General features: G+C 61.6%; 14 protein-coding genes. 7 read left to right on the plus strand and 7 right to left on the minus strand.

Features of this window, described 5'->3' with window-relative positions; all coding sequences use genetic code 11:
- The first annotated feature begins 63 nt into the window (after positions 1-63).
- Together nadA and nadC are read left to right on the plus strand one after the other, a co-directional pair.
- Positions 64-1,023 (plus strand): quinolinate synthase NadA, encoded by a 960-nt coding sequence (nadA, locus tag GC425_RS07880; protein ID WP_151844613.1) that lies wholly within the window; start codon positions 64-66, stop codon positions 1,021-1,023.
- A gap of 1 nt (position 1,024) precedes the next feature.
- Positions 1,025-1,912: a carboxylating nicotinate-nucleotide diphosphorylase gene (gene nadC, locus GC425_RS07885; protein WP_151844614.1), complete on the plus strand. Its 888-nt coding sequence runs from the start codon at positions 1,025-1,027 to the stop codon at positions 1,910-1,912.
- Here nadC and ispF read toward each other — a convergent pair.
- From ispF to GC425_RS07900, 3 genes are read right to left on the minus strand one after another with little or no spacing between them, the layout of a single operon-like run.
- Positions 1,909-2,397, minus strand: a complete 489-nt coding sequence (gene ispF / locus GC425_RS07890; protein ID WP_151842520.1) for a 2-C-methyl-D-erythritol 2,4-cyclodiphosphate synthase — start codon at positions 2,395-2,397, stop codon at positions 1,909-1,911. The two genes, nadC and ispF, sit on opposite strands and share 4 nt — an antisense overlap.
- Before the next feature lie 7 nt (positions 2,398-2,404).
- A complete protein-coding gene (gene ispD / locus GC425_RS07895; RefSeq protein ID WP_151844615.1) occupies positions 2,405-3,139 on the minus strand; it encodes a 2-C-methyl-D-erythritol 4-phosphate cytidylyltransferase in 735 nt (244 codons plus the stop codon).
- The gene (locus GC425_RS07900; protein ID WP_151844616.1) at positions 3,139-3,732 is read right to left on the minus strand and encodes a CarD family transcriptional regulator; all 594 of its coding nucleotides are present in this window, start codon (positions 3,730-3,732) and stop codon (positions 3,139-3,141) included. The genes ispD and GC425_RS07900 overlap by 1 nt, the downstream gene beginning before the upstream one ends.
- A 198-nt stretch (positions 3,733-3,930) precedes the next feature.
- Between GC425_RS07900 and GC425_RS07905 the strand changes: the two genes are divergently transcribed.
- Both GC425_RS07905 and radA read left to right on the plus strand, forming a co-directional pair.
- On the plus strand, positions 3,931-4,569 hold the full coding sequence (locus GC425_RS07905) for a hypothetical protein (RefSeq protein ID WP_151842523.1): 639 nt from the start codon (positions 3,931-3,933) through the stop codon (positions 4,567-4,569).
- Positions 4,570-4,616: 47 nt separating this feature from the next.
- On the plus strand, positions 4,617-5,993 hold the full coding sequence (gene radA / locus GC425_RS07910; protein WP_151844617.1) for a DNA repair protein RadA: 1,377 nt from the start codon (positions 4,617-4,619) through the stop codon (positions 5,991-5,993).
- A gap of 6 nt (positions 5,994-5,999) precedes the next feature.
- On the opposite strand, the gene GC425_RS07915 is transcribed toward radA, so the two are convergent.
- Positions 6,000-6,704: a hypothetical protein gene (locus tag GC425_RS07915; protein ID WP_231699775.1), complete on the minus strand. Its 705-nt coding sequence runs from the start codon at positions 6,702-6,704 to the stop codon at positions 6,000-6,002.
- A 54-nt stretch (positions 6,705-6,758) separates the two neighbouring features.
- Entirely contained in the window at positions 6,759-7,409 is a 651-nt protein-coding gene (locus GC425_RS07920) for a carbonic anhydrase (protein ID WP_225723532.1), read from the minus strand.
- A 31-nt stretch (positions 7,410-7,440) separates the two neighbouring features.
- Here GC425_RS07920 and GC425_RS07925 point away from each other — a divergent pair, with 31 nt between their 5' ends.
- Complete coding sequence (locus tag GC425_RS07925) at positions 7,441-8,412, plus strand: A/G-specific adenine glycosylase (protein WP_231699776.1); 972 nt, start codon at positions 7,441-7,443, stop codon at positions 8,410-8,412.
- Between the two features lie 102 nt (positions 8,413-8,514).
- A complete protein-coding gene (locus GC425_RS07930; protein WP_231699777.1) occupies positions 8,515-9,852 on the plus strand; it encodes a lipase family protein in 1,338 nt (445 codons plus the stop codon).
- Between the two features lie 3 nt (positions 9,853-9,855).
- Here the strand turns inward: GC425_RS07930 and GC425_RS07935 are convergent, their stop codons facing one another.
- Positions 9,856-12,525, minus strand: a complete 2,670-nt coding sequence (locus GC425_RS07935; protein ID WP_151844619.1) for an ATP-dependent Clp protease ATP-binding subunit — start codon at positions 12,523-12,525, stop codon at positions 9,856-9,858.
- A gap of 289 nt (positions 12,526-12,814) precedes the next feature.
- Complete coding sequence (locus GC425_RS07940; RefSeq protein ID WP_151844620.1) at positions 12,815-13,300, minus strand: hypothetical protein; 486 nt, start codon at positions 13,298-13,300, stop codon at positions 12,815-12,817.
- 1,229 nt (positions 13,301-14,529) lie between these two features.
- Here GC425_RS07940 and GC425_RS07945 point away from each other — a divergent pair.
- Positions 14,530-16,194 carry an ATP-dependent endonuclease gene (locus tag GC425_RS07945; protein WP_151844621.1) on the plus strand — a complete coding sequence of 555 codons (1,665 nt, stop codon included), beginning with the start codon at positions 14,530-14,532 and terminating at the stop codon, positions 16,192-16,194.
- Positions 16,195-16,260 lie beyond the last annotated feature (66 nt).

Genomic DNA, 16,260 nt, shown 5'->3' on the forward strand with positions numbered 1-16,260 from the left:
TCCCAGAGTTTTCGACCGCATGGACATAACTGCGGTTGTGCCGACGACAAGAAGTGACGATCCATGACAACACCCACACAGACCGACTGGGCCGCCGAGGTCCGCCGCCTCGCCGACGAGCGCAACGCCCTGATCCTCGCCCACAACTACCAACTGCCCGCCATCCAGGACATCGCCCACCACGTCGGCGACTCCCTGGGCCTGTCCCGCATCGCCGCCGATACCGACGCCGACGAAATCATCTTCTGCGGCGTGCACTTCATGGCCGAAACCGCCAAAATCCTCTCCCCCGACAAGCGCGTCCTGATCCCCGACGCAAACGCCGGCTGCTCCCTGGCGGACACCATCACCGCCGACGAGCTGCGCGCCTGGAAGGCCGAGCACCCCGGCGCGGTGGTGGTGAGCTACGTCAACACCACCGCCGCCGTCAAGGCAGAGACGGACATCTGCTGCACCAGCTCCAACGCCGTGGACGTGGTCCGCAGCATCCCCGAAGACACGGAGGTCCTATTCTGCCCCGACCAGTTCCTGGGCGCCCACGTGCAGCGCGAAACCGGCCGCGACAACATCCACCTGTGGTCCGGGGAGTGCCACGTGCACGCGGACATCTCCCCCGCGGGCCTGCGCGATGCCGTCCAGACCCACGCGGACGCTGACCTGTTCATCCACCCCGAGTGCGGCTGCACCACCTCTGCCCTGTGGATGAACTCCACTGGCGACATCCCCGCCGAGCGCACCCACGTCCTGTCCACCGGCGGGATGCTGGGCGCCGCCCGCAACACCAAGGCCGGTAAGGTCCTGGTGGCCACGGAGATCGGCATGCTGCACCAGCTCACCAAGGCCAACCCAGCAACCGAGTTCCTGCCCGTGAACCCGGAGGCCGCCTGCCCATTCATGCAGATGATCACCCCGGACAAACTGCTGACCTGCCTGCGCGAGGGCACCGACGAAATCTTCGTGGACCCGGAGATCGCCACCCGCGCCCGTCGCGCCGTGGAGCGCATGATCGCCATTGGAGGCTAGGATGTTGTCCCCTGATACCGACGCCCAGCTCACCCACGCCGGGCTGGACCCTGAGCACGTCACCGCACTCATCACGGCTGTCCTGGACGAGGATCTGCAGTGGGGCGAGGACGTGACCACGCTGGCCACCATCCCGGCGGATCAGCGGTGCGTGGCGGAGGTGGTTGCGCGCCAGGACGGCGTGCTGGCGGGCGTGCCGGTGGCCCGCGCGGTCGCGGAGATCGCGGCGGCGCGGGATGGCTCCGCCGTGACGGTCACTGGTGTGCTGCAGGACGGGGATGCCGTGCAGCCCGGTTCCGTGGTGCTGCGTGTGGAAGGCCGCACGCAGCTGGTGCTCACGATGGAGCGCACCCTGCTAAACCTGCTGTGCCAGCTGTCCGGGGTGGCCAGCGCCACCGCCGCGTGGGTCCGTGCATTGGCGGGCACGGGCACCCGCGTGCGCGATACCCGCAAGACTCAGCCGCTGCTGCGCGTGCTGCAAAAGTACGCTGTGCGCTGCGGCGGTGGCGTGAACCACCGCATGGGGCTGGGCGACGCCGCCCTCATCAAGGACAACCACATCGAAGCGGCCGGCTCCATCACCGCCGCCTTCCAGGCCATCAGCGCGCACGCGAGCGACCTGCCCATCGAGGTGGAGTGCGATACCGTGGCACAGGTCTCCGAAGCGATTGATGCTGGGGCGTCCTTGATCTTGCTGGACAACATGTCCCCCACCCAGGTGGCCGAGTGCCTGGCGCTCACCACCCCGGCGAGCGTGGCCACGGAACTGTCCGGCGGGCTCACGCTGGACACGATCGGCGACTACTCGGGGCTGGCCGTGGACTACGTGGCCGTGGGTGCGCTCACGCACAGCGCCACCGTCCTGGACTTAGGGCTGGACTTCCGCTAGGCCTGCTCGAACACCAGGGCCGTGGCCACCGCGGCCACGCCCTCGCCACGGCCGGTGAAGCCCATGTGATCCGTGGTGGTTGCAGACACCCGCACGGGCGCCCCCACCAGCTCACTCATGACGGCTTCGGCTTCCTCGCGGCGGGTGCCCATCTTCGGGCGGTTGCCCACCATCTGCACGGCGGCGTTGCCGATGGTGAACCCGCGCTCCTCCAGTAGCGCGCGGCACTCGGTGAGCAGGCGGGCACCGGAGACGTTGTCGTACTCCTTCTGCCCCACGCCCACGAAAGAGCCCAGGTCCCCCAAGCCCGCGGCACTCAGCAGGGCGTCCACCACCGCGTGGGCCACCACGTCCCCATCGGAGTGGCCCTCGCAGCCATCCTGGTCCTCCCACAGCAGGCACGCCATCCAGCAGGGCTTACCTGCCTCGACCTGGTGTGCGTCCGTGGCGATGCCCACGCGGGGGATGCCCTGTCCAGCATTCATGCTCTTGTTACCTTTCTTCCAGCAGCAGCTGCGCCATGCGGTAATCGCTCGGGGTGGTGATCTTCATAGCCCTGGCGTCCCCGTCCACCACGGACACGGGCAGGCCGGCCATTTCCATGAGGGAGGCGTCGTCGGTGGCGAGTGGCCCGGCGGAGGCCTGATACGCCTCGTTGGCTTCCAGCAGCCGATCCAGTGCGAAGCCCTGGGGAGTCTGCACCGCGCGCAGGGACTCCCGCGGCGGGGTGCTCACCACCTGGCCCTGTTCCACCACCTTGATGGTGTCCGCCACCGGCACCACCGGGATCGCGCCCACCGCCGTGCCCCGCGCCAGCACGTCCGTGGCATGATCGACCACGCCCGCCACCATCGATGACGGCGTGAGGCAGCGGGCGGCGTCGTGGATCAAGACCAAGGAATCATCACGGCCGTACTCACGCTCGAGGGCGAGCAGGCCTTGGTAGACCGAGTCCACGCGCTCGCGGCCACCGCGGACAAGGCCCACGCGCATGCCCTGCCAGCGGCGGAGATTCTCGGGATTGTCGAGCAGAGCCTGGGCGCGCGGCATCATGTCCGCAGAAGCGATGACGAGGGTGTGGGAGACGCGGTGGGCGTCATGGATAAGGTCAAGGGAGCGCTCCAGCAGCGTGCGGCCGGCGAGCTCCACAAAGGCCTTCGGCGTGGAAAAACCCAGCCTGGTACCGGAGCCGGCGGCGGCGATCAATGCCAGGGTGCGCACGGAAATTACAGCTCGTCGTCCAGGGCGTCCAGGTCCACAGGGCCATCGCCCTCGCCGGCCAGGTCGTCCTCGGACTGAGCCGCGCGCTTAGCCTCGAAGGCGGCGCGGTGACGGGCGATGGTCTGCTGCATCTCCTCCAACAGGGCGTCCGTCTTCTTGTCATCCACGCCCTCAGCCAGGGCGAGCTCGCCCACCAGAATCTGGCGGGCCTTCGCCAGCATGCGCTTCTCACCGGCGGACAGGCCACGATCCTGGTCACGGCGCCACAGGTCGCGAACCACCTCGGCCACCTTGTTCACGTCGCCGGAGGTCAGGCGCTCCTGGTTGGCCTTGTAACGGCGAGACCAGTTGCCGGCCTCCTCCACGTCCGTTTCACGCAGGACGGAAAAGACCTTCAGCAGGCCCTCCTCGCCCACCACGTCGCGCACACCGACCTTCTCTGCGTTCTTCGCCGGAACCTTGACAGACAGATCACCCTGATTGATGCGCAAGATGAGGTAGTCGACGGTTTCGCCCTTGAACTCACGCTGCTCGATTCCTTCAATCACCGCAGCACCGTGGTGAGGGTAAACAACCGTATCTCCGACCTTGAAGTCCATTAAAAGGCGCCCCTAAGTAACACTCGAAAGAACATGAATGCCCCAGATTATACCGCACGGGCACCACGGGCCGACCATCACCCAAATAAGGGGCAGGGCGGCGGAGAGCGCGGCCTATAACTATGTAAAAAGACCTCAAGAGGCTAGTCTAGAAGGCAGACGTTTATGAACTTTCGCCTCAGATGGAGGATCCACATCGTGAAGACCCTGAAGTCGACTGCCGTGCGCGGCGCCCTGACTTTCGTAGCTGCAGGTTCCGCACTGGCATTGACCGCCTGCGGTGCTGGCCAGATCTCTCAGACTGCCAACCAGGTTGCTGCCGTCAACGGAACGTCCGCCGAAGATGGACACACCACCGTCCGCGACGTCTCCGTGGTGATCGCCCCTGACAACACCGCGGCCGTGAAGTTCACCGCCGGAAATATCGAGAACAACCACCAGGTTCACACCCTGAAGTCCGTGAAGGTGGACGGCAAGCCCGTCACCCTGACCGGCGACAAGAACATCGAGGCTGGCTGCTCCCTGATCGCCTCCTACCAGGAGGAAGTCAACGCACTGAAGAAGGGCGCTACCAAGTCCTGCAATACCTACGTGGTCACCCAACTGGCCGACGCCTCCGGTGTGTTCGTGGGCGGCAACTCCACCGTCACCTTCACCTTCGATCACGCTGAGCTGGAAACCCCCGCCTCCGTGGTGGCCTACACCCCAGCTGCCGGTGAGTTCAACCGCGGCGAGAACGGCCTGACCGAGAACAACGGCGGCACCCCAGCCGACCCACAGACCCCGAAGGGCATCCTGAAGCCCAACGACGAGCACTCCCCTGCTCACAGCCACTAATTTCCTGGCGACGAGGAGTGTAGGTCCCTTCGTCTAAGGTATAGGCCATGGCCAAGGGATCTAAAACACGTTCGGTGTTCCACTGCACCAGCTGTGGGCACCAACTCAGCAAATGGATGGGGCGCTGCCCCTCCTGCGGCGAATGGGGCACGCTGGAGGAAAAGCAGACCCTGACCAGCTCAGGGGGGACCTCTGGTGGGGCGTCACGCAGCCTGGTACCGACCAGCCCCGCCCAGCCGGTCACACAGATCGACCCCACCACCGCCACCCACAAGCCCACCGGCATCGCGGAATTGGACCGCGTGCTGGGCGGTGGCATCGTCCCCGGCTCGGCCATCCTCCTGGCCGGTGAACCCGGCGTGGGCAAATCCACCCTCCTGCTGGAGGTCGCGGCCTGGTGGGCCCGCTCCGGCCACACGGTCCTCATCATCACGGCGGAAGAATCCGTGGGACAAGTGCGCCACCGCGCCGAACGCACCGGCGCACTAGAAGAGAAGCTGTACCTGGCCAGCGAGAACGACCTGGAGCGGGCGCTCGGTCACATCGACGCGCTACAGCCGGAGCTCATCATCATCGACTCCCTCCAAACCATGCACGCGCCCGGCGCAGAAGGCGTGGCCGGAGGCGTGACCCAAACCCGCGCCGTGGCCAGCACGCTCACCACCCTGGCGAAGACCTCCGGCACCCCGCTCATCACTATCGGCCACGTCACCAAGGAGGGAAACGTTGCGGGGCCGCGCACCGTGGAGCATCTCGTGGACGTGGTGCTGCACTTCGAGGGCGACAAGCACTCCTCCATGCGCTTCCTGCGCGGCATCAAAAACCGCTTCGGCGCCACCGACGAGGTGGGCTGCTTCGAACAAACCGCGCACGGCATCCGGGAGGTCACGGACCCCAGCGGGCTATTCCTCCACCACCGCACGGAGTCCGTGCCCGGTACCGCCATCACGGTCGCCATGGACGGGCGCCGCGCGATGGTGGGAGAGGTGCAGACCCTCGCGGTGGAGACGGACATCAGAAACCCGAAGCGCTACGTCACCGGGATGGAGACCGGGCGCGTAAGCATGAACCTGGCCGTGCTCGCAGAGCGCTGCGGGCTGAAGCTCACGGACAAGGAGGTCTACGCCGCAACCGTGGGCGGGATGAAGATCGCCGAGCCGTCCGCGGACCTGGCCATCGCCCTGGCACTGGCCTCCACCAGCAAGAAAGCCCCACTCCCCCAGGGGCTCATTGCCCTGGGAGAAGTGGGGCTGGGAGGCGAGGTGCGCCGCGTACCTCAACTTACGCAGCGCCTGGCGGAAGCCGCCCGCCTGGGGTTCACCCACGCGATCGTACCCGAGGGATGCATGTACGATGCGCCGAAGGCGATGCAGATCAAGGAGGTGAAAAGCCTGGGGCAGGCTGTGGCGTACTGCTTAAGCTAACCTGCCTTAGGCCAAGTTGAAGGTCGCCGGCTCCGAGACGTTGTCGCCCACGTGCGCGTACAGCAGGAAGCCACCCGGCCCCACGGCAGTGCGGTTATCGCAGTGGCCCGGCGCCGACGTAGTGCGCGACCACGCACCCAATTCATAATTCACTTCTTCACCGGCTTTGATGTCTACGGTGCCGCGAACCTCGGCGTCGTTACAATCCAAATCGCCCCACACCCGCTGATAATTATCCAGGGTGAATACTTCGAACATCAGTTTGTGGGCGTCGAAATCAACGCTGCAATCGCCCTTCGTGGGGTTTTTGATATTCACGAAGAAATTCGGCTGCTGGTCCGCGCCGAACGTTGGCGCCCCGGGGGTTGCGGTGACCTTCAGGTCTGCGACGGTGCAGACCTCCTTCTTCTTCGCATCGTCCTTCTCGTCCCCCTTCTCGTCCTTGGTGGAAGACTCAGTCTTTGACGGCTCGCTGGACTTCTTGTCCGTCTGGTGAGGGGGCTCGGCTGGGCTGGTGGCGTCGATGGACCGGGAGGTCGCGACCTCGGACTGGGCCACGCTCTGATCCTTGTCGCCCCCGCTCAGGGAGCTAATCAGCCACCACAGCAACAGGATCACAACTAACAGCACCACTCCCGCGGCAATACGGCGGCGCATGTAGATTTCGCGCGGGAGGGGTCTTTTCGGAGGGTTCTGGTTACGGGGGCTCACAGTTGGTGAGTCTAATGCGGCGGCTCAACTATGTTCGGGAGCAACACCCGCGAACTAGAGCTCGCGGCAGTCCACCCCGTCGATCGCCACGCCGTAGCTCAAGACCGGCTCCACGCGCCCGGTCTTTAGGTCGTAGTGCGTGCCAACCACGCCCAGGCGGCCGTCGCGCACGGCGTCCCGCACCACCATGGAACGGGACACCAGCTGGCCCACGCTCTCCGCCACGTGGTAGCGCTCGTAGGCCTCGCGGGTGGTGTGCCCGTCCGCCTTCGCCTTCAGCACGGAGATCGCCACCTTCTCCACCAGAAGGTTCTGAAAACCCGACGGGATCTTCCCCTCCGTCAGCGCCCGGTCCGTCGCGGCGATCGCGCCGCAGTATTGGTGCCCCATCACCACGATCAGCGGCACCTGCAGGGCATCCACCGCGAACTCAATGGACGCCAGGATCGACAGCCCGCTCAAGTGGCCGGCGTTGCGCACCACGAACATGTCACCCAGCCCCTGGTCGAACACGATCTCCACCGGCACGCGCGAATCCGAACACGCCAGCACCGCCGCGTGCGGCGCCTGCCCCTCTTCCGTCAGGATGCGGCGGCGGCTCTCGTCCAGGTTCGGGTGCTGCAGCTGCGCGTCCACGAAGCGCTGGTTGCCGTCCATGAGGGCGGCCCATGCGTGCTGAGGGGTGTCGTACTGTGCCGTATTCATAATTATCATTCTGCCATTAACATGGGTGCGCGTGACTACTGCAGAAACGCCCGAGCACCGTGACCTTGCCGCCGATCTCAATTCCTGGTTCGGCACGCACGCCCGCCCGCTGCCGTGGCGCATGCCGTCTACCTCCCCGTGGGCGGTGCTGGTCAGCGAGGTGATGTCCCAGCAAACCCCCGTCGCGCGCGTGGCGCCGCTGTGGGAGGCGTGGATGAACCGCTGGCCCACCCCCGCCGATCTGGCGCGGGCTGAGCGGGCGGACGTGCTGCGGATGTGGGCGAACCTGGGCTACCCTCGTCGTGCGTTGCGTTTGCGGGAGTGCGCTGTGGGCGTCGTCAATAATTTCGACGCCCAGCTTCCCACCCACGTCAGCGACCTGCTCACGCTGCCCGGCGTGGGGGCCTACACTGCCCGGGCGGTGGCCGCGTTCGCGCTGGAGCAGGCGGTGCCCGTGGTGGATACGAATGTGCGGCGGGTGTATAAGCGGCTGGTCAAGGGCGAGTTTTTGCAAGGATCAGCGAAGGCCCGGGATCTGGCGGATGTGGCGGCTCTGCTGCCGTATTTGGATGAGGATCCGGCGGTGCGGAAGCAGGCGCCGGAGTTGTATGAGGAGCGGTCCGATCCGGCGCATAAGGAGGCCGCGCTGACGATGTGCGTGGCGTTGATGGAGCTCGGCGCCCTGGTGTGCACGGCCAGCAACCCCGCGTGCGACCAGTGCCCCGTGCGGGAGCACTGCCGGTGGGTGGCGCTCGGCAAGCCGAAGCCCAGCGAGGAGGAGCAGGCCGCGGCGGCCCAGCGGGTGCAAAAATTCGCGGGCACGGACCGGCAGGTGCGGGGCAAAGTGATGGCGCTGTTGCGGAATGCGGGGCCCGAGGGCGTGGACCGGGAAGCGATCAATGACGTGTGGCCGAAGAAGGTGCAATTGTGGCGCGCGGTGGATTCTTTAGTGGCCGATGGGTTAGCGATAGAAGAAAATAATTCATTTTCCCTCCCGCGCTAAATACTTACCCTAAACTAATTCCACATGACACATTCACGAAGAGTTGTAGCATCGCTACTTGCAAGTATTGGTTTTGTTTCTGCGTCCCTGACCAGCGTTGGAATGGCTTCTGCGGCGCCTGGTTCTGCGTCTGATTCTGCCCCTGATTCTGCCCTCGGCTCTGTCTACGACGCCGGCGAGAAGGTTCACGGCAGCGCGGAATCCTCCCTGCGGGGCGCGGCATCCCTGGGAAGCCTGGAGGATCTGCCCGGATCCAGCATCCCGAACGACCCCAACGGTTTCTATAACTTCCTCTCCCGCGACGTGGAGGGCGAGCCAGGCCAGATCATCGACACCCAACCGGGCGTGCTGGCCTTCGGACTGCCGGGCGTGGACCTGTCCGCCGGGAACACCACCACCATCGCCTACGTCTCCCGGGACTCCAAGGGCAACCCCACCCCCGTCACCGGCACCATCGTGACCAACAAGCTGCCCTGGACCGGGCCGGGCGAGCGCCCCACCCTGGTGATCGCGCCGGGCACCCAGGGCACCGCCGACCAGTGTGCGCCAAGCCGCCTGATGCGCACCGGCTTTGAGTACGAGACCCTGCCCGTGGTGGCAGCGCTGTCCAAGGGCTGGAACGTGGCCATGACGGACCTTCGCGGCCTGGGTACTCCGAAGATCCAGCACACCTACATGAACCGTGTGGAGCAGGCGCAGGCCACCCTGGACATGGCGCGCGCGGCGGCGAACACGGGTCTGGGTGGCATCACGAAGACCTCTCCTGTGGCGACGTATGGGTACAGCCAGGGTGGCGGCGCGTCCGCCGCTGCCCTGGAGCTGGCGCCGAAGTACGCGCCGGAGGTGCCTTTGAAGGGCGGCTACGCCGGCGGTGTGCCGGCTGACCTGGCGATGACCGCTAACGCCATCGACAATGGCGCGCTGGCTGCCGCGATGGGCTACACCATCAACGGCTTCCTGGAGTCCGACCCAGAGATCCGCACCTACCTGGAGGAGCACTTGAACGAGCGCGGATGGCACCTGCTGAAGCAGACCTCCGACGAGTGCATCTGGGATTCCTTGGCTCGCCACGCCTACGGTGACAGCCGCACGCTGACGAAGGACGGCCGTTCGATCGCGGAGCTGCTGAAGGACGAGCCAATTGCGGAGATCGTGCGCCGCCAGCAGATCGGCTCTGAGACTCCGAATGTGCCGGTGTACATCGGCCACGGCACGAATGATGACACGATCCCTGTGGCGCAGGGCCGCACGCTGGCCCGCACGTGGTGCGAGGCGGGAACGCCTGTGTACTACAAGGAGTACAACATTCCGAAGGTGGCTCCGCTGGCGGACCACGCTATTCCTCTGCTGCCGCAGATCTCCCCTGCGGTGAACTGGTTGGATCAGATCTTCCGAGGTCAGGACTACCCAACCAGCTCCTGCGCAGACATCCCGCAGTAGGATTTACTGCTTATCGTCCCAGCTATCATCGGAGGATACGTCCGAGTAGGATGCGTCCTCTGGGACAGTCACCTCGGAGGCTTCGGCCACGTCCTCTTGGGCACGGTCGGCCTCGGTGACCTCAATCTCTTCTGGCAGTGGCTTGGGCTTGGACCCGAAGACGAACTTCGCGTCCTCGCCCTTGGACTCGCCATCCCAGTTCTCCACATCCACGGTGACAATCTCGCCAGCGCCGATCTCTCCGAACAGGATCTTCTCGGACAGCTGGTCCTCAATCTCACGCTGAATGGTGCGGCGCAGGGGGCGCGCACCCAGCACTGGATCGAAGCCGCGCTTGGCCAGCAGGTTCTTCGCCTGCTCGGACAGCTCGATGCCCATGTCCTTGTCCGCCAGCGCCTTGGTGACGCGGCGCAGCAGCAGGTCCACCATCTCCACGATCTGCTCGCGGGTGAGCTGGTGGAACACCACGATGTCATCGATACGGTTTAAGAACTCCGGGCGGAAGTGCTTCTTCAGCTCGTCGTGAACCTTGCCCTTCATCCGCTCGTACTGAGTTTCCTCATCCGCCTCGCCGGAGCCGGAGAAGCCCATGCCCACGGCCTTGGAGATATCCCTGGTGCCCAGGTTGGAGGTGAAGATCAGAACGGTGTTCTTGAAGTCCACCATGCGGCCCTGGCCATCAGTCAGGCGGCCGTCCTCCAGCACCTGCAGCAGGGTGTTGTAGATCTCCGTGTGGGCCTTCTCGATCTCGTCGAACAGCACCACGGAGAATGGCTTGCGGCGGACCTTCTCGGTCAGCTGGCCACCCTCGTCGTAGCCGACGTATCCCGGAGGGGCGCCGAATAGGCGGGAGGCGGTGAACTTGTCGTGGAACTCGCCCATGTCGATCTGGATGAGGGCATCATCTTCACCGAACAGGAACTCCGCCAGGGCCTTGGACAGCTCCGTCTTACCCACACCGGAGGGGCCGGCGAAGATGAAGGAGCCGGAGGGGCGCTTCGGGTCCTTCAGGCCGGCACGGGTGCGCCGGATCGCGCGGGACACGGCCTTGACCGCGTCCTCCTGGCCGATGATGCGCTGGTGCAGCTCGTCCTCCATGCGCAGCAGGCGGGAGGTCTCTTCCTCGGTGAGCTTGAAGACCGGGATGCCGGTCCAGGTGCCCATCACCTCGGCAATCTGCTCCTCGCCCACCTCGGCGATGTCATCCAGCTCGCCGGCACGCCAGGACTTTTCCTTCTCCTCGCGCTGCTCGGTCAGAACGCGCTCGTCGTCACGCAGGGACGCTGCCTTTTCAAAGTCCTGCTCGTCGATCGCGGCTTCCTTCTTGCGGCGCACGGCGGTGATCTTGTCGTCGATCTCCTGGATTGCCGGTGGGGCGGTCATGCGCTTGATGCGCATGCGAGCGCCGGCCTCATCGATGAGGTCCACGGCCTTATCCGGCAGGAAGCGGTCCGTGATGTAGCGGTCCGCCAGGTTCGCAGCAGCAGCCAGGGCGCCGTCCGTGATGGACACGCGGTGGTGCGCCTCGTAGCGATCGCGCAGGCCTTTAAGGATCTCGATGGTGAGCTCCACGGAAGGCTCCGGCACCTGCACCGGCTGGAAACGGCGCTCCAGCGCTGCGTCCTTCTCGATGTGCTTGCGGTACTCATCCAGGGTGGTGGCACCGATGGTCTGAAGCTCGCCACGGGCCAACTTTGGCTTCAGGATGGAGGCGGCGTCGATCGCTCCCTCGGCGGCACCCGCACCCACCAGGGTGTGGATCTCGTCGATGAACAGGATGATGTCGCCGCGCTGGTTGATTTCCTTCAGCACCTTCTTCAGGCGCTCCTCGAAGTCACCGCGGTAACGGGACCCCGCCACCAGGGAACCCAAGTCCAGGCTGTACAGGTGCTTGTCCTTCAGGGTCTCCGGCACCTTGCCGTTCACAATCGCCAGGGCCAGGCCCTCCACCACTGCGGTCTTACCCACGCCGGGCTCGCCGATCAGGACAGGGTTGTTCTTCGTGCGGCGGGACAGGACCTGCATCACACGCTCGATCTGATCCTCGCGGCCCACCACCGGATCCAGCTTGCCCTCGCGCGCAGCCTGGGTGAGGTTCCGGCCGAACTGATCCAGAACCAGGGAGTTGGACTTCTGCCCCATCTTCGAGCTCGGAGCGTCCCCGGTATTCGGGCTTCCGCCCACACCCGCGGCGGCGGGTTCGCCACCGTTGGCGTCGGCCTTACCCTCCTCGCCCTCGTAACCAGACAGGAGTTGGATGACCTGCTGACGCACGCGGGACAGGTCCGCACCCAGCTTCACCAGCACTTGCGCGGCCACGCCCTCGCCCTCGCGGATCAGGCCCAGCAGGATGTGCTCGGTGCCGATGTACTTGTGGCCCAGCTGCAGGGCCTCGCGCAGGGCAAGTTCCAGGACCTTCTTCGCGCGCGGGGTGAAGGGGATGTAGCCGGTGGGCGGGTTGCCTCCGGAGCCGATGATCTCCTTCACCTCGGTACGCACAGCATCCATGGAAATACCCATGGATTCGAGGGCTTTCGCTGCAACGCCCTCACCTTCCTGAATCAGGCCCAGCAGGATGTGCTCGGTGCCGATGTAGTTGTGATTCAGGGCGCGCGCTTCTTCCTGCGCGAGCACGATCACGCGACGAGCGCGGTCGGTAAACCTCTCAAACATGTGCGTCCCCTTTTCTAAATTGGCCACAGAGAGCGGGTTGTATTCGTGCTGCCCACTGTAGCGCCGTCGCCAGACATCGTTGGCACTTTGGACGTCCGAGTGCCACGTTTATGTCCTTTGTGCCGACGCCCGGCTCCGGATTGGGTCGCATCTCTGCAGGTCAGGGGGTTGCGTTGGGGAAATTTGTGGCGGTGTTCGCCTGTAGCGAACGGGGTGGTTGGGGATGGTTTGTGGGGTGTTGATGCGACGATAAATAGCCGTCATTGATGCACAGCCACCTGCGTTAGGTCTATGGCCAGACTTCCGGGATCCTCCAGATTCGATCCCCTTCACCGACGATCTTCGTGCCCGGACGAATCTTTACGACGAAGTCCTCGTCCTTCTCCGTTCGTGGAACATACGCAAACCCGGGACCGTTCGTAATTCCAGGAATAGCGGGATAGCTAGGATCAAAATCAATCACTTGATGGAAAACAACAATTTTCTTCAAGATAGAGTTGACCTTCTTCTTGCTGGAACCATTAATCGACCCCTCGCCCCCCAATCTATAGTGACCTAACAGCTTAAGCCCCTGATAAACCGTGTTATCATAGTATTCACTCGAAACATCCCACGGAAATATGTCTTTCACTTTCTGAATGACGGGACTGTGCCCCGCCTTTAGAGCCAATTGGTGAACATATTGACGAGAAACACCGTATTCGACCCCAATTGCAGTTTGCGAGTACCCACTATTCATGAGCGCCACCACCAGCTCAGGCGTTAATCCACTCACAACTTCCCTTTCTTCCTTGCCGGACTACACTGACGAAGAACAGGTCAGCGACTCGTCTCCCGTCAACCAAGAAACGTAGGTTACCACAACAACTTTTCCTAACAAAGCTTGGCGATCCCGTCCGCTCGAGTGGTGTATCCGTTCCCCAGGGTATTACCCCTTCCGCGTACGCAGTGCGCACAACAACGGTCAAGCTTCGACTAGTTGGGAAGTACCGCTGGAAACATACACGCATCTCCACCCCAAGGCCTGCCCCTATTGACCGCGATGGCCTTCTTCGACGCAACATCACCCCGCGAGTTGCCACGACGCATCTGACTGCGAAGCTACCTACCTTCGCACCCTGCGGCACGGATGTACCTCAGAACAGTCATCGACGTAACTACACGGATGGTAATGGGCTGGCAAATGGCAGATGGCAGATGGGAGATGGGAGCTGGGATAACATAGTCGCTTTTCATTAATGCCTTGTCGATGACACGCTCCGAAAGGTTGGCAACCGGAAACGCCATCCTCCACTCAGGTCGAGGAAGCCAATACACCAGCGCAGCATTCAGGCTTAGGGTGCACGAGCTGATATTCGCAAATCAGTCGGTCCGGCCGGTGCGTGCTGGGATAACGCAGTGTTCAGAGCATCCTTTTCCTCCCTAAAGCTGCATGTTCCCTACAGACGCTGGGAAACCGACAGCAAGCCGAAGCACGGGCAGGCGTAGAGAATGGATTGAGACCATCTTCAACCGGCGATGAATCCACTACGGCACCGGGTATATCCCCAAGGCCGCCATGGACCGCTTCCTACAAGCACCCCCCTGCCGCGCACCTGCTCAAACAAACGAACACCAGGGTTTCACTGCGAAAGCTTGACAAGGTGAAAACGCTCCAGACCGAGAGCTGGCAAGAACCGAATGAACGAACTGACGGACTAATCCGAAGATCAATCGTGGGCACAGTAGCCTGACGTGGACTGAGGGGAACCGGAGCCTTAAAACCACCGCCCTCATTAAGGAACAATAGAAATCCAGTGCTTATCACAAGGAACAACGCTAGCAACGTAGGAACAACTGGGAACAGCACGATCATCGACGCAGAGTCTGGGTCGGCGAATTTTCAGCGCCAACACAGCCCAGTACCTGCTGACGCCGATGCATTGCCTTAAGAACAGAACTTTGCGAACTACATGAGATCTGATAAGCTATCCAAGATAAAAGTCCGACATGGGAGCAGGTTAAATGGGGAAGTATTACCGAGAAACAACCTTAAAGAGCGATATCGATAAACTAAGAAAAATGCCCCAAAAAAGCATTTATCCTTACTACCTACACTCGCTGAGCATTGACAGGCTCCGCGGCTTATCCGATACAGAAATCGAATTTAGATTCCCAGTAACTGCAGTAATAGGAGTTAATGGATCTGGCAAGTCCACCGTACTAGGCGCTGCAGCATTAAGCTCTCAGTCCATCAAACCGCAAGTATTCTTTGCGCGTGCAGGAAAGTACGACGACTCGATGCGTGGGTGGTCAGTCGAATATCGACAAAACATTGGACAAAATGGAATCGACAATGTCAAAACATCCTGCACCACTTACCCCGATGCGAGATGGCGAAGAAACAAAGCGATTAGTACACGCCCAGTTACATACATTGGCGTCACGCGCACCATCCCAGCCAACGAGCGTAAGAATCTCACAAAATTCAGTGGCTTAAAATTTACCGCCAGCCACGAAATACCTCTATCCGACACTGTAAAAAATGAAGTAAAACAAATCATCTCGAAAGAAACCGAAAACTACATTAGACTGTCTATCGAATCTGGAAACCAAAAGCGTCGCACTGGCCCAAGAGAGATCTATGCAGTGGATTCAGGGTCTAGTAAAGGCACTAACTATTCGCAATTTCATTTTGGCGCGGGAGAAGCATCGATCATTTCCATTGTTGACGAGATTGAGCGATCGGATGACTATAGTCTTATTTTGATTGATGAGCTCGAAAACGGATTACATCCCGTAGCCGTCAATCGACTGGTAGAGTATCTACTTCGTGTAGCGAAGCGAAAAAAGGTGCAAATCATTTTTACAACGCACTCGAATGATGCACTAAAAGCTCTACCAGATGAAGCGGTGTATTATGTAACTTCTGGAAAACTATCGAGGGGAAAGCCAGACGTAGAAACACTTAAGACACTAACGGGCGATGTCGATACATCTTTAGCTTTCCTAGTGGAAGACAAGGCGGCAAAGAATTTCGTTGAGGGCATGCTTAGAACTTATAGATCACAATATAATCCCCAGAAGGCCCCTAACCTCGATGAAATCGAGGTCCACTTTGTTGGAGGAGCGCAAAATGTCGAGCAGCAAACTAAGAGCCTTACGAACTCGACTTTTGTCAAGTTTCCCGTAGTTGGCTTGCTGGATGGTGACCAATCTCAAAAACAAGAAGGTGAGATCAGGGCCAAAAAATTTAAGGACTGGAATAATAAATACAATTCAGAAGGTTCCGCCGAAAGCAATCCAGGACAGAATGCCCCTAGATCATACATGGGATTTTTGCCTGGCAAGTACGACCCTGAACAAGTTCTATTTCAGGACACTATTCAAGCGTTTAATAATAAAACGTCAGACGGAATTCAGACCACTCTAGAAAAGCTTACCGTTATGTTAGGATTAACTCCAGACCACATTCCTGAAGTACGGCAACTTTGCGAACGCATCAATCTCGAAATTCAAGATTTTCATACGGTATTTGAACGCTTAAATGACGAACTTCATTGTTCAGGAGTTCAAATTGTAGAAACTGCGTTCGTAAATAGCTGGTGTGAAGCATACCCAGAAAAGGTTCGCAATTTCTTCAAGCCGTTCGAAGATTTAATTCCTATGCGTACGTTTGCCGTATTTTAGCTCTTAATACCAGAGGTTGCCTCCTCTAGCGTGGTGGATCTGTAAACGGCGGTAAGCTACTTGCCG

This window comes from Corynebacterium sp. zg254 (assembly GCF_024701495.1).
In the GTDB taxonomy this organism is placed as follows: domain Bacteria; phylum Actinomycetota; class Actinomycetes; order Mycobacteriales; family Mycobacteriaceae; genus Corynebacterium; species Corynebacterium zhongnanshanii.

Coding starts and splice junctions, on each gene's coding strand:
- nadA (WP_151844613.1), top strand. CDS start 64: ATGACAACACCCACACAGACCGACTGGGCCGCCGAGGTCCGCCGCCTC.
- nadC (WP_151844614.1), top strand. CDS start 1,025: ATGTTGTCCCCTGATACCGACGCCCAGCTCACCCACGCCGGGCTGGAC.
- ispF (WP_151842520.1), bottom strand. CDS start 2,397: ATGAATGCTGGACAGGGCATCCCCCGCGTGGGCATCGCCACGGACGCA.
- GC425_RS07900 (WP_151844616.1), bottom strand. CDS start 3,732: ATGGACTTCAAGGTCGGAGATACGGTTGTTTACCCTCACCACGGTGCT.
- radA (WP_151844617.1), top strand. CDS start 4,617: ATGGCCAAGGGATCTAAAACACGTTCGGTGTTCCACTGCACCAGCTGT.
- GC425_RS07920 (WP_225723532.1), bottom strand. CDS start 7,409: ATGAATACGGCACAGTACGACACCCCTCAGCACGCATGGGCCGCCCTC.
- GC425_RS07930 (WP_231699777.1), top strand. CDS start 8,515: ATGGCTTCTGCGGCGCCTGGTTCTGCGTCTGATTCTGCCCCTGATTCT.
- GC425_RS07935 (WP_151844619.1), bottom strand. CDS start 12,525: ATGTTTGAGAGGTTTACCGACCGCGCTCGTCGCGTGATCGTGCTCGCG.
- GC425_RS07945 (WP_151844621.1), top strand. CDS start 14,530: ATGGGGAAGTATTACCGAGAAACAACCTTAAAGAGCGATATCGATAAA.